Source organism: Cupriavidus sp. CER-90 (assembly GCF_057652055.1).
On the sequence record NZ_JBYGYM010000002.1, the window covers coordinates 1,567,916 to 1,586,679 of the forward strand.

An 18,764-nucleotide genomic window follows, 5' to 3' on the forward strand; every position below is an offset into this window, starting at 1 on the left:
GCATCGGTTGTATGCCTTGAGGGTCGAGGTATGGTCGGAGAGTATAACCCCCGCCAGATGACCGTTTGGTGTGCTGCCGGGGTATCCGGGCCGGATAAATGTACCAATGTGCAACTGCAATAAAAATATTGCATTCAAGATGCATGTTATCTATGATTCGAGGCACGATGCAACTGACCCGATTCTCCGACTATGCCTTGCGCCTGCTGATGTATGTGTCACGCGGCGACGGCACCCGTCCGATCACGATTGCCGAAGTCGGCCAGCAGTTTGACATATCGCACAATCACCTCGTGAAGGTGGCGGCGCGGCTGTCGAAGCTGGGCTGGATTTCGGCCACGCGTGGGCGGCATGGCGGGCTGCAACTGGGCCCGGGCGCGGAGACGCTGTCGATCGGTACGATCCTGCGCGAGCTGGAAGGGCACAAGTCGGTGATCGACTGTGCCGACCCGCCGTGCGCGCTGCACGGCAATTGCCGGCTGAAGCGGGCGCTGGAGCAGGCCGAAGAGGCGTTCTACCAGGCGCTGGACGGTGTCACGCTGGCCGAAGTCTCCGGCAACAGCCGGACGGCCGAGTCGATCATCAGTCTGCATCGCGATTTCCTGAGCCGGCGCGTGGCCTGAGGCAGCGGGGCGAGACCCCAGCCGCAGTCTAAAGCCGGCTTTATCGTGCCCAAAAACATGCATTTGCAATGCATGAATACACAGGAGTTTTTGCTGATGTTGTCCGCTGCTTCCCGCCCCTATATCGATGCCAGCGTCCCCGTGCTGCGCGAGCACGGTCTTGCGATTACCACGCACTTCTACCGCGAGATGTTCGCGGCGCGCCCCGAGCTCAGGCGTCTGTTCAACATGGGCAACCAGGCCAACGGTTCGCAGCAGCAGTCGCTGGCGTCCGCGGTGTTTGCCTATGCCGCCAATGTCGACCGTGCCGATGTGCTGGCGCCCGTGGTGGAGCGCATTGTCCACAAGCACGTGGCTGTCGGCCTGACCTCGGCCCACTATCCGATCGTCGGCAAGTATCTGCTCGAAGCCATTGCCGCCGTGCTGGGCGATGCCGCCACCCCGCCGCTACTGGCCGCCTGGGACGAAGCCTACTGGCTGCTGGCCGGCGAACTGATCGCGGCCGAAGCGCGCCTGTATGAGCGGCACGGCGTCAAGGCCGGCGAACTGCAGCGTGTGCGCGTGATCGCCCGCGAGCAGCAAGACGAGCAGGTGGTCTCGCTCACGCTGGCGGCCGCCGACGGCAAGCCGCTGCGCGACTTTGCCCCGGGCCAGTACATCAGCGTGGAAGCCATGCTTGCCGACGGTCATCGCCAGCTGCGCCAGTACTCGCTGTCTGGCGAGCGCGGCCTGCCCACGTGGCGCATTTCGGTCAAGCGCGAGGACGGCAGCGCCGAAACCCCGGCCGGGGCGGTATCGAACTGGCTGCACGACAACGCGCATGTCGACACCACGCTGCATGTCAGCACGCCGTGGGGCGAGTTTGCGCCGGCCATCGACGACCGCCGCCCGATCGTGCTGATGTCGGCCGGCATCGGCGTCACCCCGATGGTGTCGGTGCTGCGCACGCTGGCCAGGGAAAATCCGCACCGCCCCGTGCTGTTCGCGCATGCGGCGCGCCATGGCCGGCACCACGCACATCGCGACGACCTGAGCTGGGCGCGCGAACGGATGCCGAACCTGCGTACCCACATCAGCTACGAAACCCCGCAGGCTGCCGATGTATCGGGCCGCGACTACGACCACGCCGGCACGATGCCGATCGAATCGCTGCTCAAGGCCGAAGACACCTCGGCATTCAACGATGCGCGCTTCTATCTGTGCGGCCCGCTGGGCTTCATGCAAGCCCAGCGTCATGCGCTGATCAATGCGGGGATTCCGGTGGGTCATATCCACCGCGAAGTGTTCGGTCCCGACCTGCTCGACGACCTGCTCTGATCCTGGTCGCCCCGGCCAGCCGCGGGCGGGCACGACGGACAGACAATCGACACCGGCGTCTGGTACGCTAGGCGACCTCCTGCATTCCGCCGCCTGGCGTACCGCTCGTGCCAACCCTGACCCGGCCTGCCTTCCGCTTCGACCTTTCCGCCGCCTGGCTGCCGCGCGCAGCCGGTCTGTTGCTATTTGTCGCACTGTGCGCACTGGCCACGCACTGGGTGCTGGCGTTCAGCGCGATGCGGACGATTCCCGTCCCCAAATCGGCGCGTATCGCCCAGACCGAGGCCGTGGAAACCGGTGCGGTGGCCACGCTGTTCGGCGGCAGTGCGCAAGCGGGGGTGCGGGATATCCAGTTGATCGGCGTGGTGGCGGACCTCGATGGCGTGGGGCCGGCGGCAGCCATCCTGTCGCTGGATGGCGGGCCGCCCAAGGCCGTGCGCGCCGGTGCCTCGCTTTCGCCCCAGATCCGCCTGACCGAAATTCATGGCCGCAATATCGTGATCGAGCGCAATGGTGTGCGCCAGGAAATTGCGCTGCCGCTACAGAACACCGTATCGGTCGGTCGTCCGGGCAATGCGCCGGCGGCGCCGCCGTCCGGTGCGGCCGCACCGCTGTCCACGCCGATGCCGCCCCCCATGCAGTCGCCGCCGCCGGTGGCCAGTGCGCCGATACAGCAGCCTCAGCAGCCTCAGCAGTTCCAGCCGCCGGCACCCCAACAGCAGGGCTTCGCGCCGCAGGACTTCCAGTCAATGCCGCCGCACGGGGCCGAGAACCTGCTGCCGAAAGACTGATCAAATCGTAAAAATACGAGTTTCACAATATTGCGCAATCTTTGACTGTATTGCGGCGGTTTACGGCCCGAGTCGATTCTGTGAGGCCAGTAACATCGTATTAAAACTGCCAACTTGGCGTGGTTGTCTGCGTTCTAATCCGTACATGCCCAACGTGATGACAAGGAGCACAGACATGCAACGCAATCACAAGACGCACATCCTCAAGAGCCTTATTGCTGCCTCGGCCGTGTTCATGGCTGCCGGTGCCGCCTTCGCGCAAACCACGCCAGCCCCGGCTGCCCCGCAGGGTGGTCCCGCGCCTCACCACCGCATGGGCGGACCGGGCGAGCACCATCATGGCGGCATGATGTGGATGAAGTCGGTCGACACCGACGGCGATGGCGCGATCTCGAAGGCCGAAGCCGACGCGCTGTTCAACAAGATCGACACCAACCACGACGGCAAGCTCGACAAGACCGAACTGGCTGCCTATCGCAAGGCCGCCTGGGAGCAGCGTCGCGCCGAGATGAAGGCCGAATTCGAAGCCAAGTTCAAGGCGGCGGACAAGAACAACGACGGTGCGCTGACGCGCGACGAGTTCAAGGCCGCCTTCCCGCGCATGGCCGACCGCTTCGACAAGCTCGACGCGAACCATGACGGCAAGGTGACCATGGCTGAAATCCAGTCGGACATGCAGAAGATGCACAAGGACCGGATGGATCGCATGCAGCGTCGCGGCCCTGACGGCGCCTCGGCTCCGGCCGTTCCGTCGCCGAGCGGCAACTAAGCCATCGCCCCGGCACTGCCAGGCGCGGCCTTCGGGCCGCGCTTTTTTGTTTGGCTGGCACCATCCTTGCCTCCCCCCACGTGACGCATGCGCCCGCTGCAAATGGCTGCCGTACTCGTCCCTGCATGAAATAAATTGCGGACTTGTGCACGACTTGCTAAATTTGCGCAAAAAAATTGCCGACAAACATATTGCGGAGCAACAAAACGTGAGCAAGGTGGAGCTGGACAAGATCGACCGGAAGATTCTGGAGGTCCTGCAGACCAACGGGAGGCTGACCAATCTGGAAGTGGCGGAGCGCGTGAATCTGTCGCCGAGCCCCTGCCTGCGCCGCATCCGTCGGCTTGAGGAAATTGGCGTGATTCGCCAGTATGCGGCGCTGCTCGAACCGAACAAGATCGGGCTGGGCCTGCTTGCCTATATCAATGTGCGGCTGGAAAAGCAGGGCGGCACACCCAAGGGCAAGGCGCCGCTGGACCTGTTCCGGGCCGCCATCCAGACCTGGCCGGAAGTGGCCGCCTGCCACGCCATGACGGGCGAGATGGATCTGTTGCTGAAGGTCTACGTCGAAGACATGGAGCACTTTGCGCGCTTCATGCAGGAACAATTGCTGGCGCATCCGTCGGTGATCGATGTGCGTTCCAGCTTTGCGCTGGAATCGATCAAGGACACCACGGCGCTGCCCGTGGCCGGCGGCGCCTGACAGCGGCTCAGGCTGCGCTTCGCTCCGCACCAAACAGAAACGGCGCACCTTGCGGGTGCGCCGTTCTTCATTCGGGGCGGCCGGAACGGGTCAGGCGGTGCCCTTCTGCGGCACCAGCGAGCGCCAGAAGCGCAGGCCAAAGCGGCGGACATCGCGCAGGTTGCGGCGGACCATATAGTCAAGGTCGGCCACCTGTTCGTCGATGGCCTCGGTCAGGCGGCTCACCGTGTCGGCGGGCGGCAGTTCCAGGTAGGCATCGGCCTCGCCATAGGCATATTGCACCTTCATGCCGGCCTTCTTGGCGATATGCATCATCGCGGCGTTGCGCGACAGGCAGTGCATGTACAGCGTGCGGACGTTGGTATTGCGGCCATGGATGGCGGCGCGCTGGAACAGGGCGCTGCCGATGCCGCGTCCCCGGGCGCTCTTGGACACCGACACGCCGAACTCTGCCACGCGGCCCTGGGCGTTGTCGCGCAGGTTTGCGAAGTGGCCCACGCCCACCAGTTCCAGGTGCTCGTCATAGACGCCAAACACGCTGTCGTGGTCGAAATCGATGCTTTCCACATACGCCTCGATCACGTGGTTGCCAACCGACTGGCCAAAACGGAGCAGGCGATCTTCCTCGCCCAGGGCGAGAAAATGCTTCTGCAGACGCGAGCGATGATGGGCAGCCAGTTCGCGCACCAGGGTGGTGGGACGCTGGGTTGCCTGGCTCGCCTCGGCGGCACGGCGAAGATCTTCGTCGGTGACTGCGCCGACGGCCTTGCTCAGTTCGAGCGGGTTCACTTGGTTTCCTTCTTCAGTGATCGGTATAAAAATAGCACCGTCGCGGTGGTCGTCCCTGCTCTTTCATCAAACTCTGTGCGGCATGCGTTGGATTTGTGATCCAGAATGCGGGATTCGGGCAAACACTAGGTTGCTGCGGCGCGAAAAGTATTGTAGTGGAATTGTCAGTAACGCGTAAGCTACCCGTCCGCCGAACTGTGGCGCGAAAGCGATGCATATCAAAAAACGCTGACAATTCAACAGGTTATGAACGCGGCTGGGACGCCGCTGGTGTGTGGGTTGTGGATTTGCTGCAACGCCGCACCGGCTGGCTTGTCTGTCGCATCGATCCCTCAAGGGAAAGACAACGCCCCATTCATGAACGAGCCACCGATTGTTGTGATCTATGCGCATCCCGCGCCTCGACGCTCGCGCGTCAACCATCCCCTTGCCGAAGCGCTTGCCCAACTGCCCCATGTGGCAGTGCGCGAGCTCTACAACCTTTATGTCGACTACGACATCGACGTCGTAGCGGAACAGCGGCTGCTGTCCACGGCTGAGACCGTGGTGCTGCTGTTTCCGGTGCGCTGGTACAGCGTGCCGGCGCTGATGAAGCTCTGGCTCGACGACGTGCTCGAATTGGGTTGGGCCTACGGTCCGGGCGGCACGGCGCTGCGCGGCAAGTCGATGCTGGCCGTGGTCAGCGCGGGCGGCCAGGCCGATGCTTATGGTCCCGACGGCGCCCATGGCCATCCGATCGGCGATTTCCTGCTGCCGCTGGAGCAGACCGCCCTGCAGTGCGGCATGAGCTGGATGCCCCCGGTCGTGCTGCACGATGCCGACCGCGCCGACACCGACGCCGTGGCGCTGCACATCGAACATGTGGCGCGCCATCTGGCAGCCCCGCCGCTGCCCCCGGAAACACAGGACTGGCCCGCAACCGAGGTCAGCGGGGAGGACGCGCCATGAACCAGCATGACTTCCTGATTGCCCTGCTGGTGTTCCTGGTGGCGGCCGTGGTGGCCGTGCCGGTCGCGCGCCGGTTCCAGCTGGGCGCGGTGCTGGGCTACCTGATCGCGGGTGCCGCCATCGGTCCCTTTGCCTTGCGCCTGGTGACCAACGTCGAGTCGATCCTCCATTTCTCGGAATTCGGCGTCGTGCTGATGATGTTCGTGATCGGGCTCGAACTGGAGCCGCGCAAGCTCAAGGCGCTGAAGCAGAGCATCTTTGGCTACGGTTCGATACAGATGGCGGCGTGCGCGCTGGCCATCGGCATCGTTGCGGCGCTGTTCGGCGCGCCCTGGCAGGTGGCCATCGTCGCCGGGCTGGGCCTGGCGCTGTCGTCCACGGCGATTGCGTTCGCCACGCTGGCCGAGCGCAACCTGATGCAGACCGGCGCCGGCGCCGCCAGCTTCGGCATTCTGCTATTCCAGGATATCGCCGCGATTCCGATGATCGCGCTGTTGCCGCTGCTGGCCGCGGACGGCGCGGGTGCCACGGCCCACGGCCCGGAGAACTGGCAGACCGCCGCCAAGGCGGTGGCCGTGATTGGCGCGGTGGTCGTAGGCGGCCGCTACCTGGTGCGGCCGGCCTTGCGCGTGATTGCCCGCACCGGCATGCGCGAGATGTTCACCGCGTTTTCGCTGCTGCTGGTGGTCGGCATCGCGCTGATGATGGACGCCGTGGGCCTGTCGATGGCGCTTGGCACCTTCGTGGCCGGCGTGCTGCTGGCGGACTCGGAATATCGCCATGCGCTGGAGGCCGACATCGAGCCGTTCAAGGGCCTGCTGCTCGGACTGTTCTTCATGGCGGTGGGCATGTCGATCGATTTCGCCATCCTCGCGCAGCAGCCCGGCAAGGTGATGGGCTTCGTGGCGGCGTTCGTGCTGATCAAGACGGCGGTGCTGACGCTGCTGGCCAAGCGTTTCAGGGTGTCGCGCGGGCAGTGGCTACTGTTTGGCCTGCTGATCTCGCAGGGCGGCGAGTTTGCGTTCGTGGTGTTTGCCGAGGCGCGTACGGTCGGCCTGCTGCCCAAGGAAACCGAGGCGCTGCTGGTGCTGATCGTGGCGCTGTCGATGGTGGCCACGCCGCTGTTGCTGCTGCTGTTCGACCAGTTGCTGGCGCCGCGTCTGAACGCGATGTCGAAGCGGCCCGACGACGAGATCACCAATCATCACAATCCTGTGATCATTGCCGGGTTTGGCCGTTTCGGCCAGATCATCGGGCGCCTGCTGTATGCGCAGGGCATCGGCGTGACCGTGCTGGACCATGATCCCGACCAGATCGAATTCCTGCGCCAGTACGGCTTCAAGATCTTCTATGGCGATGCCACGCGCATGGACCTGCTCGAAGCGGCTGGCGCCGGCGAGGCGAAGATCATGATCGTGGCGATCGAGGACCTGGACGACAACCTGAGCCTGATCGACAAGGTGCGCCACCGCTGGCCGGACCTGAAGATCTACACGCGCGCGCGGCATGTGTCGCACGTCTACCAGCTCATGGATCGCGGCATCGGCATCGACAACTACGAGCGCGAGATGTTTGAAGGTTCGCTGATGCTGGGACGCAAGGTGCTGGAGGGACTGGGCTTTGACCGGGTGGAGGCGCGCAGCGTGGCGCTGCGCTTCCGGCGCCACAATATCGAGGCCATCGACCGCTTCTACCCGTACTACAAGGATCAGAAAAAGCTGGTCTCGATGGCCAAGCAGGCGCGCGACGAACTGGAGGAGATGTTCCGCCAGGACCGCGACCAGCGGCGCAAGCTGGAAGACGCCGAATGGTCCTGAGGCTGCCCCGGCAGCCGTGCGCCCGGCCGGCCCGACGGGCTCAGCGGGCGCCCGGCATGCCCGGTGCCAGGCCGTGCTCGAGCAGCCCGACCACCATCTCGGCGAAGGCCGCATAGGACAGCCGGCCACCGGGCTTGAGCCAGGTGAAGGTCCAGTTGATCATGCCGAACACGGTCATGGTCAGCGCGGTCTGGTTGTCGCGTGTCACGCGCTCCGGATAGGCGCGCTGCAGCAGGCGCGCGAACGCCGCCACCACGTCGCGCTCGCGTTGCAGGATCTGGTCGCGCTGCTCCTCGGCCAGAAACTTCACATCGTTGATCAGCGCGATATGGCGCGTTTGCGATGTCTCGTATTCCGCCAGGAAGGCGCGCAGCAGATGGCCGAATGTCTCGCGATGACTGCGCGACTGGCGCGTGCCTTCGGCCTCCACATCGGTGACGATCTGCATCAGCTGCCGGGTGTAGCGGTCCAGCAGGTCGAACAGGATCGCTTCCTTGCTCTCGTAATAGTGATAGAGCCGGGCCTTGGACGTACCGCAGGCCGCAGCCAGGTCGGCCATCGAGGTGCTGGGGTAGCTGGAGGCGGCAAAGGCGGCGGCCGCCAGGTCGAGAATCTGTTCGCGTTGCGCCTCGAAATCGGGCGCCTTGGTTCGTGCCATAGGGGTCGGATCGATCCGCCTGTTGTTCTGTTATCGGTACGGCGTCAATCGGTGTGGGCGGCGAGACGGTTGCGGCGGATCTCGCATGATTCGAGGCTTTGCGGGTCGCCGCGCAGCGCCAGCGGCCCGGTGCTGACCAGCTCGCGGCAGCGCCAGAAGACGAACCAGTCGCTGGCCAGCAGGCCTTCGATGGCACCCATCACGCTGCCCACCACCTGCGCGGCCGGCGTCCAGTCGTCGGGGGCGCGCTCCAGGATCACGTCGTCGACGTTGTGATAGGCCGCCGGCACCAGCGTATTGCCCTTCCACAGCCGCACATCGGCGTTTTCCTTGACGTTCTGCTGCCACTCGTAGCCGAGCCGGCCCAGGCGCAGCACCGAGACCGGCGCGATCGTCGAAAAGCGACGTGCCAGGCGGGCGGACGGATACATGCCGATGGCGGTCAGGCTGCCGTGCGTGGGGGCTTCCAGCTCGCGCAGGTCCATCGCCACTTCGTTGATGCGCTGCGGGGCCTGGTAGAGGTGGAACACCACCCGGCGCAGCATCAGCTGGTCCGATGCGCTCTGGCCATGCCAGATGGCCACTTCCATGTCGTCGCGACGCAGTTGCTGGAGCTGATCCAGCGCCTGGCGCATCTCGGCCGCGAAGTCGATATCGGTGTGCGGCGCCACGCGCTGCCAGAAGCCCGAGCGGATCAGGCCGGTACTGTCGATATCGGCGATCGGGCCCACGGCAAGATCGTCGCGCAGGACGACCACCGGGTCGGGCCGGGCAGCCTGGGCCAGCGCCTGGCGCAGCGTGTTGCCCGCGACATCGCCGTTGACGACATGTATGTATTGCATGACCGTGATTGTATAGGGTGCGACGGGTGCCGGACCTCCGCATGCGGCCGCCGCCACCGCCGGCAGGCGGCCGCCCGGCGGGCGATGCGACGCATGAAGCGTGTTCCGCCATTGTAATCACGGTGCGACGCCGGCCGGGCATCGGCGGCAGTCTGACATGTGGGATTCCCGCCATAGGCCCGACACCCTTGACATCGGTCAGCCCCGCTGGTCGGCTCTTACCGTTCGTCGTAGCTGACCACCACCCGGGGCGTCAGCGCGCGCGCCTGGCATGTCAGGACAAAGCCCTTTTCCATCTCCCACGGTTCGAGCGTGTAGTTCTTTTCCATTTCGACCTTGCCCTCCAGCACCTTGGCGCGGCAGGTACAGCAGACGCCGCCCTTGCAGGCATAAGGCAGGTCCAGCCCGGCCGCCAGCGCGGTGTCCAGCACTTTGCCATCGGTCAAAGGCAGGCGCATCTTGTGCTGCTTGCCGTCCAGTACCACCACCAGTTCGGCGGTGCCCGCCTGGTCGGCATGGGCGGGCGGGGCCGGGCGGGGCTGGGTCAGCGGCACGCCGAATCGCTCGGCGTGGATGCGGTGCGGGTCCAGCCCGGCGGCCTTGAGGGCTTCCTCGACTTCGTCGATCATCGATGCGGGGCCGCACACGAAGGCCGCGTCGATGTCGTCCACGGGCAGCAGGGTTTGCAGGAACGTGGTCACGCGGTCGCGGTCGAGCCGGCCATGCAGCAGATCCACCTCCTGCGGCTGGCGCGACAGCACGTGGTACAGCGTGAAGCGCGACAGATACTGGTTCTTCAGGTCTTCGAGCGCCTCGGAGAAGATGATCGAATCGACGCTGCGGTTGCCATAGACCAGCGTGAAGCGGCTGCGCGGCTCCTGCGCCAGCGTGGTGCGGATCAGCGACAGCACCGGCGTGATGCCGCTGCCGGCCGCAAAGGCCACGTAATGGCGCGATGCATCGGGATCGAGCGGCACGTGGAAGCGGCCATCGGGTGTCATGACGTCGAGCACCTGGCCGACGGCCACGGTGTCATGGATCCACGTGGAAAATACGCCGTCGTCCACCAGCTTTACGGCCACGCGCAGTTCGCCGTGATCGTCGTAATCCTGCACGCCGCAGCAGATCGAGTACGAGCGGCGCACGTCCTTGCCCTCGACGGGGGCCTTGATCGTCAGGAACTGGCCCTGCGTGAAGCGGTAGGCATCGCGCAGGTCCGGCGGGACATCGAAGGCAATCGAAACCGTGTCCGGCGTCTCGGGGCGAACCTGCGCCACGCGTAGCGGATGGAACTGTGGGGTCATGGGCCGGCGGTGCTCAATAGGGTTTGAAGTAGTCGAACGGCTCGCGGCAATCCAGGCAGCGGTAGAGCGCCTTGCAGGCCGTGGAGGCAAAGCGCGACAGCTCCTGCGTGTGGACGCTGCCGCAGCGCGGGCATGCAATGGCCGGCGCCTGCGGCTGGCGCGCCACGAAGCGCAATGGCTGGACGTTGCCACCGTGCGTGGCCGGGCTGGCGCACCGGCCCGGCGGCGCGATGCCAAATGCGCGCAGGCTGGCGCGGCCGGCTTCGGTGATCCAGTCGGTGGTCCAGGCCGGTGCCAGCACGGTGCGCACGCGCCACGGCGCCAGGCCGGCGGCTTCGAGCGCGCGGCCGGCGTCTTCCTCGATCTGCGACATCGCGGGGCAGCCCGAATACGTGGGGGTGATGATGGCCTCGATGGTCTGGCCGTCATCGGCCAGCGCCACGTCGCGCAGGATGCCGAGGTCGCGGATCGACACGACCGGGATTTCGGGGTCGGGCACGGCTTCCAGCGCGGCCCAGGCGCGGGCCAGCCGGTCTTCGGGCGAAACCGCGGAACCGGCGGGCGTGGAGGCGCCGCCGTGGGTGAATGTTGGCGCGAATGTCGGCGCGAATGGCGATGCCGGAGCCGGTGTCATCGGTGCGGGAACGGTGCGCATGGCCGGCCTCGCATTACCACTGCGCGCCCGGATGGGCCCGCGCCAGCCCCTGCAGTTCGGCCAGCAGGTAGCTCATGTGTTCGGAATGCACGCCGTGCTTGCCGGTGGACACGAAGGCCGACGGGGCCGGCCGCCGCAGGGTGGCGTCATCGAGCGTGGCGGCAACGGTGGCCTCCCAGGCCGGACGCAGGCTGGACGTCAGCACGCCCACGCCCTGCGCCGCCACTTGCTGCTCCACCGCGTCATCGACGAAGCACTCGTTCATATAGGGCAGCAGGTGATCGAGCGCCCGTTGCATGCGCGCGTGCGACGTATCGGTACCGTCGCCCAGGCGCACCACCCAGTCGGCGGCATGGTGCAGGTGGTAGCGCACCTCCTTGGCCGACTTTGCCGCGATGGCCGCCAGCTCGGTGTCGGTGCTGCGCGCCAGCGCCGGCCAGAGTTCGGCCATCAGCGCGCTGTACAGGAAGTTGCGCATGAGGGTGACCGCGTAGTCGCGGTCGGCGCGCGCCGTGCCGGCCAGTGGGCCGTGGTGCGGCAGTTCCTGCAGCGTCCAGTTGCGGAATTCCGGTTCGCTGCGCCAGTAGGCGTAGTCGTCCTCGTGGCGCACGCGGCCGGTCAGCCGGCCTTCCAGCGCGCCGGCGTGGCTGTACAGCAGGCGTGCCTGGCCGATCAGGTCGAGGCTGATATTGGCCAGCGCGATGTCTTCTTCCAGCACCGGGCCGTGGCCGCACCATTCGGCGTTGCGCTGACCCAGGATCAGCGCGTTGTCGGCCAGGCGCAGCACGTATTGCAGGGGGGCCGTCTGCACCAGGGGCAGGCGTGCCAGGGCGATGCCGTCGGCTACGTTGGGTTGCGTCATGGGGCCGGCCTTACATATGGTTCACTTCGTCGGGCAACTGGTAGAACGTGGGGTGGCGGTAGATCTTGTCGGCGGCCGGGTCGAACAGCTCCGCCTTTTCGGCCGGCGCGCTGGCCGTGATGGCCGCCGACGGCACCACCCAGATCGACACGCCTTCCTGCCGGCGCGTGTAGACATCGCGCGCCATGTGCAGCGCCTGCTGCGCGTCGGCGGCGTGCAGGCTGCCGCAGTGCTTGTGTTCCAGGCCCTGCTTGCTGCGGACGAAAACTTCCCACAGCGGCCATTCCTTTTGTTGTGTCATGGTGGTCTCCGGGTCAGGCCGCCTTGGCCGGGGATGCGCGCCTGGCGCGCTTTTCGGCATGGGCCAGCGCCGCCTCGCGTACCCAGGCGCCGTCTTCGTGCGCCTTCACGCGCGTGGCCAGCCGCTCGCGATTGCAGGGGCCGTCGCCATGGATCACGCGCCAGAATTCTTCCCAGTCCAGCGGGCTGTAGTCGTAGTGGCCGCGCTCGTCGTTCCAGACCAGGCCGGGGTCGGGCAGCGTCACGCCAAGCACCCTGGCCTGCTCGACGGTGGCATCGACAAACTTCTGGCGCAGGTCGTCGTTCGAAATGCGCTTGATGCCCCAGGCCATGGTCTGGGTGCTGTTGGTGGACGCCGCGTCCGGCGGCCCGAACATCATCAGCACCGGAAACCACCAGCGGTCCACGGCGTCCTGCACCATGGCGCGCTGGGCTTCGGTGCCGCGCATCATGCTGAGCAGCGCGTCAAAGCCCTGGCGCTGGTGGAACGACTCTTCCTTGCAGATGCGGATCATGGCCCGCGCGTAAGGGCCGTACGAGCAGCGGCACAGCGGGATCTGGTTCATGATCGCCGCGCCATCGACGAGCCAGCCGATCACGCCGACGTCGGCCCAGGTCAGCGTGGGGTAGTTGAAGATCGACGAATATTTGGCGCGGCCGCTGTGCAGGCCATCGAGCAGGTCGTCGCGCGATGCATCGAGCGTTTCGGCCGCACTATATAGATAGAGGCCATGGCCGCCTTCGTCCTGCACCTTGGCCAGCAGGATGGCCTTGCGCTTGAGCGACGGGGCGCGGCTGATCCAGTTGCCCTCGGGCTGCATGCCGATGATTTCCGAATGCGCATGTTGCGAGATCTGCCGCACCAGCGTCTTGCGGTAGGCCTCGGGCATCCAGTCCATCGGCTCGATCTTGGCGTCTTCGGCGATGCGCGCGTCAAAGGCGGCCTGCCGCGTGGCCTGGTCGGCGTCGGCCGATATGGGCCCATGCTGCGGCTGGCCTGGCAGGTCGAGGCTCTGTGTGTACATCACGTCTCCTTGACGTTCGTCTTGGGCGGGGGCCGACCTGTTTGGGGTGCGCGGGCGCGATACGGCCGAGAACGGCGCGGACTGTTGTGGGGTCGGTCAGTCGGCTAAATATAAATATAAACCGACTGGTCGGTCAATTTATAGTTTTCTGATGGACACGTGGATTCGGCGCCACGTGTAGTATCGAGCTTCCACGTCTTAATGGAGGGCAAGGCTATGTCGAGCAAGGCTTACGGCAAGATCGCGGTGGCTGTGGATGGCAGCAGCACGTCGGATCTGGCACTGCAGGAGGCGATTCGGGTGGCCAGCGGCGGCGGCACCGTGCTGGCGCTCTATGTGGTCGATAACGGCGTGATGCTGTTCGATGCGGGTTTCTACGATCCCACGCAGATCGAACGGCCCTATGTGGACAGCGGCAAGAAGGCGCTCGAGGCCGCCAGCCGGGTGCTCGGCAATGCCGGCGTGCCCTTCGAGACGAAGCTGGTGACCGATCCGGCCGTGATCGGCGACATCGCGGGATCGATCAATGCGGCCGCCAGCGAATGGGGCGCGGACCTGCTGGTCATCGGCACCCATGGCCGCCGGGGCGTACGTCGTCTGGTGCTGGGCAGCGTGGCCGAGGCCGTGATTCGCCAATCGACGACGCCGGTGCTGCTGGTGCGCGGCCAGGCATCCGCCGATTGACCGTCGGCGGGCAGCCAGCCATGCCGGGCCGCCGGCGCCAGCGCGGAGGTCAGCCGGCGAACCGGAAATGGCCGCCGCGCAGCACGATCTCGCGGGCTTCGGTCAGCTCGAATAGCGTTTCCGCGAGCTGTTCGATACGCCTGCGGTTGCTGGTGAAGGCGCGGACGAGATCCTCCTCGCGTGCCGATTGCGCCCCGCAATAGGCTTCCAGTGCTTCTGCCGTGACCGAGTATTGCGACCGGGTGCCGTTCACGGTGGCGGGGCAGGACAGCGTCAGGCTGGCCCCGCAATAGGTGGGAACGGCGCTGGGGAAGGTGATATCGACCATGGCGTACCTCGTCTTGCCGGGAACGGGGAAATCGCGGATATCCGTTCAATATAGGCAATCGCGGTGGCCAGGCAAGTGGGCAGGCCCGTGTCTCAGGGCAAGCCCCGATCCGCTGCGTCAGCCGGCCCGCGCGCCCGGCAGCCGGACGCGCCCCGCCTCGGCCTGCTCGGCCGCCAGCGCGCGCAGGTGCGAAACGGTTTGATGGGCGCTATCGATATGCGCATCCGCGTAGGCGCACTGTTCGGCCAGGAAGTGTTCGAACGGGGCATCGGACGGCGTCAGCGGCGCCATGCGCGCGGAGGCAATCGCGGCACTGACCCCGGTGCGACCCGGCCGCACGGCCACTTCGGCCAGGCGGGCTTCCAGATCGGTCAGCAACGACTGCATGGCGGCACCGGGCGCGGCATGCACTTCTCCCGATTCCGCGCCCGCCCGGACCAGGCCGGCCAGCGACGCCATGCGTCGCGCCGTGACGTGCAGGGCGGCATGGGCCGCGCCAAGGCGTGGGTCGAGGTCTGCGGCGCACTGGGCCAGCGTGTCTTCGGCACGGGTGGAAGCCCGGCCGGCCGCCACGCGCAGGGCTTCCAGCCGCATGCGGGCCGGCGTGACGCTGCGGGCAGTGCTGATCGCGGCACGCAGGTAGACGGCATTGACGGACAGCGCGTCCAGGCTGTGCCGGTACGCGCGCGACAACTCGGCGCGCGGGGCCAGTATGTAATAGCTGGCCAGCGCGATCAGGCAGCCGATGGCGGTATCCATGCCGCGCAGCGCGGCCACATGGCTGCTGCTCGACGCGGGCTCGCCCAGCCCCGAAAACAGAATGACCGCCGGCGTCAGGCAGAATGCGAAGCCGCCGGCGCTGCCGGCGAGCCGCAGGGCGTAGGCGGCGGCCAGGAACATGGCGCTCAGCCCGAGCGCCAGTGTCGGGCTCGGATGGGCCAGGCCGACCAGGCAAGCCAGCAAGGCGCCAGCCAGCGAGCCGGCAAAGCGGTGGAACGAGATCTGCCGCGTGGTCTGCAGGCGCGGACTCAATACCATGATCACCGTGACGGCCACCCAATAGCCATGATCGACCTGCAGCAGTTGCGATGGCAGCAGGCTCAGGCCGCCGGCGAACGCCATCCGCAGCGCATGTCTCGTGATTCTGGCATCACGTGCCGCGATATCGGCAAGCGTATGGCCGATCCGGTCGACGATTCCGGCCAGTCCGGCATTGGGCCAGGCAAACGATTCGCGCCAGCGATCGAATGAAGGATGCTGGGCCAGCGCCGCCAGGGCGGACTGATAGGCCGGCGGGGCGCCGGCGTTGGCGCGCTGGCCGATCAGCCTGCGCACATCGCGATCGAGCATGGCGCTCAGGGCGGGCAGATCGGGCGCATGGCGGGTCAGCGCCTGCCGTACCTGCGCCTGCGTATCGGCCAGGCACCGCGCGGCATATGCCAGAGGCAGGCTGTGCTCTCCGCCCGCCCGCTCGCGCAGTTCGCCGGCGACGATCAGCAGCGCAAAGATGGCGTCGGCCACCGTGACCGCGTAGGCGTAGTGCAGCATGCCCACCGGATCGACCATGCCGCGCCGGCCCATGACGGCGGTGCGCGCGGCTTCGATCCGCAGGCGGATTTCTTTCTTGTATAGCGAGGTGTCTTGCAGCCCCGGCGCCGCCAGGTGCTCGGCAAAGCGCCGGAGCGCGTCGTAGACGGCGGTGATCTCGGGCCGGGGTCGTGCATCGCGCTGCGAGGGAATCAGCACCAGCGAAATCAGGCACGCAAACACGCCGCCGCGCAGATAATCCACGCCCGCCGTCCAGGCATGAACCAGCACCGACGGTTCGGCCACCGGCTGCAGGCACGCGGCGATCAGCACGACATAGAGCAGCTTGAAGCACAGTGCGGCGGCGGGGCCGCGTATTTCCGCCAGACCGGCGACCAGGCCCGCGCAGACCACGACCGCCAGCGCGATCAGAGGCGACGACGCCAGGCTGGCGCCGAGCACGCTGGCCGCGGCCCCGCCGACCCCCACCGCGCCAAGCCCCCGCATGCGAGCGCCAGCCGTACCCTGCCGATCTGCCAGACACGTCCAGATCGAAGCCGTGGCCGACCACAGATAGCCGTTGTCTCCCGTCAGCCAGGCAATGCTGGCCAGGGCGAAAAACGAAACGGCATAGACCACGCCGCGCTGCAGGAAGGCGGAATCGGGCCAGAAGGAGAGTGAGCGCGGGACGCGGCGCATGGTCGGGGGCGTTGGCGTGGACGTCTCAGGGTGAGTACGGAGTCCACTCTACGGGGACTATTGCTGCGTCGCAACATTTCCGTCAATCCGGACGCCTTTGCCCGGCAAGTGTGCGGTATCGCACCAGCGGCGGGAAATGTGACGCAACACGGTGCAATTGTCACATTTCCGAAGTTCTACGATTGAAAGAACTTCGGTCGGGGCGGGATTCCCCAGATTTTGGGTAAAAAAAACCCGCGCAGGTTGTGCGCGGGTTGGAATCCACCGAGGTGGTGGAGGAGACAGACTTCACTATACACGACTTGTTGCGACGCACCAAGCAGCATCGAAAAAAATGACTGCAAACCAGCACAATCACCGTTGTTGTCGTACAACACGGGCGGGAACGTCACCGAAACAGGTAGGCAATCCACACCGCGGCACCCATGCCGACGATGTCGGCGAACAGCGCGCAACCCAGGGCGTGCCGGGTATTACGCACATTGACGCTGCCGAAGTAGACCGCCAGCACATAGAAGGTGGTTTCCGTCGATCCCTGGATGATGGCGGCAAGCCGCGCCTGGAAGGAATCCACGCCGTAGGTGGTCATCACATCGACCATCAGGCCGCGGGCGCCGGCCCCGGACAGGATCTTCATCAGCCCCACGGGCAGTGCCGGCACAAAATCGGTGTTGACCCCGAGCCACGTAAAGCCGGCGGTCAGCCCATGCATGACCACGTCCATGCAGCCGCTGGCCCGGAAAAGTCCTATCGCCACCAGGATCGCGACCAGATAAGGAATGATCTGCACGGCCACGCCGAAACCTTCCTTGGCGCCGTCGATAAAGGCATCGTAGACATTGACGCGCCGGAGCGCGCCGCAGACCAGGAACAGCGTGATCAGCGACAGGATAAAGCCGCTACCGGCCAGCGCCGTCATCTGGCTGACCTGCTCGGACGGGGCGTGCCGCAGCCAGGCAAACAGGCCGGCCACGCCCAGGCCCGCCACCGCAAAGGCGACCAGCACGGCGGGCTTGAGCAGGTTCAGTCGCTGGACCCACGCCACGGCCAGCAACCCGGCCAGGCACGACGCGCCCGTGGCCAGCAGCGTGGGCAGGAAGATGTCGGCGGCATTGAAATTGACCAACCCCTGCTTGACGGCCATGGCCTGGCGAATGGCGATGACCGAGGTCGGAATCAGCGTCAGACCGGCCGTGTTCAGCACGATGAACATGATCTGGGCGTTGGTCGCCGTGTCCGGCTGCCGGTTCAGCGACTGCAGTTCGCGCATCGCGTTCAGCCCCAGCGGCGTGGCCGCGTTGTCCAGCCCGAGCATATTGGCGGACACATTCATCATCATCGCGCCCTGCGCCGGATGCCCCTGCGGCACGCCCGGGAAGAAATGGCGCAGCAACGGGTTCACCAGCCGCGCGAACAGGTCGATGACCCCGGCGCGTTCGCCAATCCGCATGATGCCGATCCACAGGCTCATCACGCCGACCAGGCCGAGAGAAATCTCAAACGCAGTGCGGGAGCTGTCGAAAAGGCTGGTCAGCAGGGCCGGGAACACCGTGGTGTCGCCGCCAATGAGCCGCACACAGGCGGCCAGGAAGGAAAGTAGGAAGAATCCGAGCCAGACGAGGTTCAGTGCCATCGACGTAAATAAGGCCAGTGGAGGACTTCGCCACGTGGGTCGCGGCGAAGCCCAGCATCATAGCCTGCCGGTCTCACGCGATGTCGGCCCCGCGTTCCGCCAGCAACGCCCGCAGGATCGAGCGATGGCAGTGCGACGCATCCTCGCAATAGCAACCGAGCGAGAAATTCGTCTGATGGGAGAAGGCGGCCAGCAGATCGAGCGTGCGGCTGGCATCGGGCTGGGCCATCTCGGCACGAAAGTGCTTCTCGAAGGCGCGCCATGCCTTGGGATCGTTGGTAGCCTGGGCTGCCAGGGCTTCACACACCAGTTCGGCGGACGGCGAGAGCACGGGATACCAGACATCGTAGAAATCCCGGCTGGCGAATTCGGCTTTCGGCACCCCGCGCGGCGGGCGGCGAACGGTGCCCATGCGCAGGCCTTCGCCCTGGGTGCGCGGTTCGCCGAGCCTGACGATGCGGATGGTCATCGTAATCTCTCCAGAATCTCA

Annotated in this window: 20 protein-coding genes; 8 read left to right on the plus strand and 12 right to left on the minus strand. The window is 66.0% G+C overall.

The window, feature by feature from the left end:
* Window positions 1–167 precede the first annotated feature (167 nt).
* The 5 genes from AC24R4_RS17750 to AC24R4_RS17770 all read left to right on the plus strand — a co-directional run bounded on the left by AC24R4_RS17750 (window position 168) and on the right by AC24R4_RS17770 (window position 4,203).
* Entirely contained in the window at window positions 168–623 is a 456-nt protein-coding gene (locus AC24R4_RS17750) for an RrF2 family transcriptional regulator (protein ID WP_194946470.1), read from the plus strand.
* Window positions 624–719: 96 nt separating this feature from the next.
* Window positions 720–1,940 carry a globin domain-containing protein gene (locus tag AC24R4_RS17755; protein WP_487523428.1) on the plus strand — a complete coding sequence of 407 codons (1,221 nt, stop codon included), beginning with the start codon at window positions 720–722 and terminating at the stop codon, window positions 1,938–1,940.
* A gap of 107 nt (window positions 1,941–2,047) precedes the next feature.
* Complete coding sequence (locus AC24R4_RS17760) at window positions 2,048–2,731, plus strand: hypothetical protein (RefSeq protein ID WP_487523429.1); 684 nt, start codon at window positions 2,048–2,050, stop codon at window positions 2,729–2,731.
* A 175-nt stretch (window positions 2,732–2,906) separates the two neighbouring features.
* Complete coding sequence (locus AC24R4_RS17765) at window positions 2,907–3,500, plus strand: EF-hand domain-containing protein (protein WP_400394050.1); 594 nt, start codon at window positions 2,907–2,909, stop codon at window positions 3,498–3,500.
* Window positions 3,501–3,708: 208 nt separating this feature from the next.
* Window positions 3,709–4,203 (plus strand): Lrp/AsnC family transcriptional regulator, encoded by a 495-nt coding sequence (locus AC24R4_RS17770; protein WP_029051418.1) that lies wholly within the window; start codon window positions 3,709–3,711, stop codon window positions 4,201–4,203.
* Window positions 4,204–4,293: 90 nt separating this feature from the next.
* On the opposite strand, the gene AC24R4_RS17775 is transcribed toward AC24R4_RS17770, so the two are convergent.
* On the minus strand, window positions 4,294–4,992 hold the full coding sequence (locus AC24R4_RS17775) for a GNAT family N-acetyltransferase (RefSeq protein WP_249640854.1): 699 nt from the start codon (window positions 4,990–4,992) through the stop codon (window positions 4,294–4,296).
* Between the two features lie 357 nt (window positions 4,993–5,349).
* On the opposite strand from AC24R4_RS17775, the gene kefF reads away from it, so the two are divergent.
* Both kefF and kefC read left to right on the plus strand, forming a co-directional pair.
* Complete coding sequence (gene kefF, locus AC24R4_RS17780; RefSeq protein ID WP_400394048.1) at window positions 5,350–5,940, plus strand: glutathione-regulated potassium-efflux system oxidoreductase KefF; 591 nt, start codon at window positions 5,350–5,352, stop codon at window positions 5,938–5,940.
* A complete protein-coding gene (gene kefC / locus AC24R4_RS17785) occupies window positions 5,937–7,757 on the plus strand; it encodes a glutathione-regulated potassium-efflux system protein KefC (protein WP_400394046.1) in 1,821 nt (606 codons plus the stop codon). The genes kefF and kefC overlap by 4 nt, the downstream gene beginning before the upstream one ends.
* A 40-nt stretch (window positions 7,758–7,797) precedes the next feature.
* Here kefC and AC24R4_RS17790 read toward each other — a convergent pair whose 3' ends face one another.
* The 7 genes from AC24R4_RS17790 to paaA all read right to left on the minus strand — a co-directional run bounded on the left by AC24R4_RS17790 (window position 7,798) and on the right by paaA (window position 13,403).
* The gene (locus AC24R4_RS17790) at window positions 7,798–8,415 is read right to left on the minus strand and encodes a TetR/AcrR family transcriptional regulator (protein WP_400394045.1); all 618 of its coding nucleotides are present in this window, start codon (window positions 8,413–8,415) and stop codon (window positions 7,798–7,800) included.
* Between the two features lie 44 nt (window positions 8,416–8,459).
* Complete coding sequence (locus tag AC24R4_RS17795) at window positions 8,460–9,257, minus strand: DUF1835 domain-containing protein (RefSeq protein ID WP_400394043.1); 798 nt, start codon at window positions 9,255–9,257, stop codon at window positions 8,460–8,462.
* A 218-nt stretch (window positions 9,258–9,475) separates the two neighbouring features.
* Entirely contained in the window at window positions 9,476–10,561 is a 1,086-nt protein-coding gene (paaE, locus tag AC24R4_RS17800) for a 1,2-phenylacetyl-CoA epoxidase subunit PaaE (protein WP_400394041.1), read from the minus strand.
* A 13-nt stretch (window positions 10,562–10,574) separates the two neighbouring features.
* Complete coding sequence (paaD, locus tag AC24R4_RS17805; RefSeq protein WP_487523430.1) at window positions 10,575–11,216, minus strand: 1,2-phenylacetyl-CoA epoxidase subunit PaaD; 642 nt, start codon at window positions 11,214–11,216, stop codon at window positions 10,575–10,577.
* A 13-nt stretch (window positions 11,217–11,229) separates the two neighbouring features.
* Window positions 11,230–12,078, minus strand: coding sequence for a 1,2-phenylacetyl-CoA epoxidase subunit PaaC (gene paaC / locus AC24R4_RS17810; protein WP_487523431.1), 849 nt, complete (start codon window positions 12,076–12,078; stop codon window positions 11,230–11,232).
* A 10-nt stretch (window positions 12,079–12,088) separates the two neighbouring features.
* Window positions 12,089–12,379 (minus strand): 1,2-phenylacetyl-CoA epoxidase subunit PaaB, encoded by a 291-nt coding sequence (paaB, locus tag AC24R4_RS17815; protein ID WP_153946435.1) that lies wholly within the window; start codon window positions 12,377–12,379, stop codon window positions 12,089–12,091.
* A 13-nt stretch (window positions 12,380–12,392) separates the two neighbouring features.
* Window positions 12,393–13,403, minus strand: a complete 1,011-nt coding sequence (gene paaA, locus AC24R4_RS17820; protein WP_400396108.1) for a 1,2-phenylacetyl-CoA epoxidase subunit PaaA — start codon at window positions 13,401–13,403, stop codon at window positions 12,393–12,395.
* Between the two features lie 216 nt (window positions 13,404–13,619).
* Here paaA and AC24R4_RS17825 point away from each other — a divergent pair, with 216 nt between their 5' ends.
* Entirely contained in the window at window positions 13,620–14,087 is a 468-nt protein-coding gene (locus tag AC24R4_RS17825) for a universal stress protein (RefSeq protein WP_400396110.1), read from the plus strand.
* Window positions 14,088–14,136: 49 nt separating this feature from the next.
* On the opposite strand, the gene AC24R4_RS17830 is transcribed toward AC24R4_RS17825, so the two are convergent.
* The 4 genes from AC24R4_RS17830 to AC24R4_RS17845 all read right to left on the minus strand — a co-directional run bounded on the left by AC24R4_RS17830 (window position 14,137) and on the right by AC24R4_RS17845 (window position 18,743).
* Window positions 14,137–14,415, minus strand: coding sequence for a DUF1488 family protein (locus AC24R4_RS17830; RefSeq protein ID WP_153946438.1), 279 nt, complete (start codon window positions 14,413–14,415; stop codon window positions 14,137–14,139).
* Between the two features lie 117 nt (window positions 14,416–14,532).
* Window positions 14,533–16,641 (minus strand): FUSC family protein, encoded by a 2,109-nt coding sequence (locus tag AC24R4_RS17835; protein WP_487523432.1) that lies wholly within the window; start codon window positions 16,639–16,641, stop codon window positions 14,533–14,535.
* A 388-nt stretch (window positions 16,642–17,029) separates the two neighbouring features.
* A complete protein-coding gene (locus tag AC24R4_RS17840) occupies window positions 17,030–18,274 on the minus strand; it encodes a nucleoside recognition domain-containing protein (RefSeq protein ID WP_487523433.1) in 1,245 nt (414 codons plus the stop codon).
* A 73-nt stretch (window positions 18,275–18,347) separates the two neighbouring features.
* Window positions 18,348–18,743: a DUF488 domain-containing protein gene (locus tag AC24R4_RS17845; protein WP_487523434.1), complete on the minus strand. Its 396-nt coding sequence runs from the start codon at window positions 18,741–18,743 to the stop codon at window positions 18,348–18,350.
* Window positions 18,744–18,764 lie beyond the last annotated feature (21 nt).

What these genes read in the sequence shown, in the direction of transcription:
- AC24R4_RS17750 (WP_194946470.1), top strand. Translation starts at nt 168, where the DNA reads ATGCAACTGACCCGATTCTCCGACTATGCCTTGCGCCTGCTGATGTAT.
- AC24R4_RS17755 (WP_487523428.1), top strand. Translation starts at nt 720, where the DNA reads ATGTTGTCCGCTGCTTCCCGCCCCTATATCGATGCCAGCGTCCCCGTG.
- AC24R4_RS17765 (WP_400394050.1), top strand. Translation starts at nt 2,907, where the DNA reads ATGCAACGCAATCACAAGACGCACATCCTCAAGAGCCTTATTGCTGCC.
- kefF (WP_400394048.1), top strand. Translation starts at nt 5,350, where the DNA reads ATGAACGAGCCACCGATTGTTGTGATCTATGCGCATCCCGCGCCTCGA.
- kefC (WP_400394046.1), top strand. Translation starts at nt 5,937, where the DNA reads ATGAACCAGCATGACTTCCTGATTGCCCTGCTGGTGTTCCTGGTGGCG.
- AC24R4_RS17790 (WP_400394045.1), bottom strand. Translation starts at nt 8,415, where the DNA reads ATGGCACGAACCAAGGCGCCCGATTTCGAGGCGCAACGCGAACAGATT.
- AC24R4_RS17795 (WP_400394043.1), bottom strand. Translation starts at nt 9,257, where the DNA reads ATGCAATACATACATGTCGTCAACGGCGATGTCGCGGGCAACACGCTG.
- paaE (WP_400394041.1), bottom strand. Translation starts at nt 10,561, where the DNA reads ATGACCCCACAGTTCCATCCGCTACGCGTGGCGCAGGTTCGCCCCGAG.
- paaD (WP_487523430.1), bottom strand. Translation starts at nt 11,216, where the DNA reads ATGCGCACCGTTCCCGCACCGATGACACCGGCTCCGGCATCGCCATTC.
- paaC (WP_487523431.1), bottom strand. Translation starts at nt 12,078, where the DNA reads ATGACGCAACCCAACGTAGCCGACGGCATCGCCCTGGCACGCCTGCCC.
- paaB (WP_153946435.1), bottom strand. Translation starts at nt 12,379, where the DNA reads ATGACACAACAAAAGGAATGGCCGCTGTGGGAAGTTTTCGTCCGCAGC.
- paaA (WP_400396108.1), bottom strand. Translation starts at nt 13,403, where the DNA reads ATGTACACACAGAGCCTCGACCTGCCAGGCCAGCCGCAGCATGGGCCC.
- AC24R4_RS17825 (WP_400396110.1), top strand. Translation starts at nt 13,620, where the DNA reads ATGTCGAGCAAGGCTTACGGCAAGATCGCGGTGGCTGTGGATGGCAGC.
- AC24R4_RS17830 (WP_153946438.1), bottom strand. Translation starts at nt 14,415, where the DNA reads ATGGTCGATATCACCTTCCCCAGCGCCGTTCCCACCTATTGCGGGGCC.
- AC24R4_RS17835 (WP_487523432.1), bottom strand. Translation starts at nt 16,641, where the DNA reads ATGCGCCGCGTCCCGCGCTCACTCTCCTTCTGGCCCGATTCCGCCTTC.
- AC24R4_RS17840 (WP_487523433.1), bottom strand. Translation starts at nt 18,274, where the DNA reads ATGGCACTGAACCTCGTCTGGCTCGGATTCTTCCTACTTTCCTTCCTG.
- AC24R4_RS17845 (WP_487523434.1), bottom strand. Translation starts at nt 18,743, where the DNA reads ATGACCATCCGCATCGTCAGGCTCGGCGAACCGCGCACCCAGGGCGAA.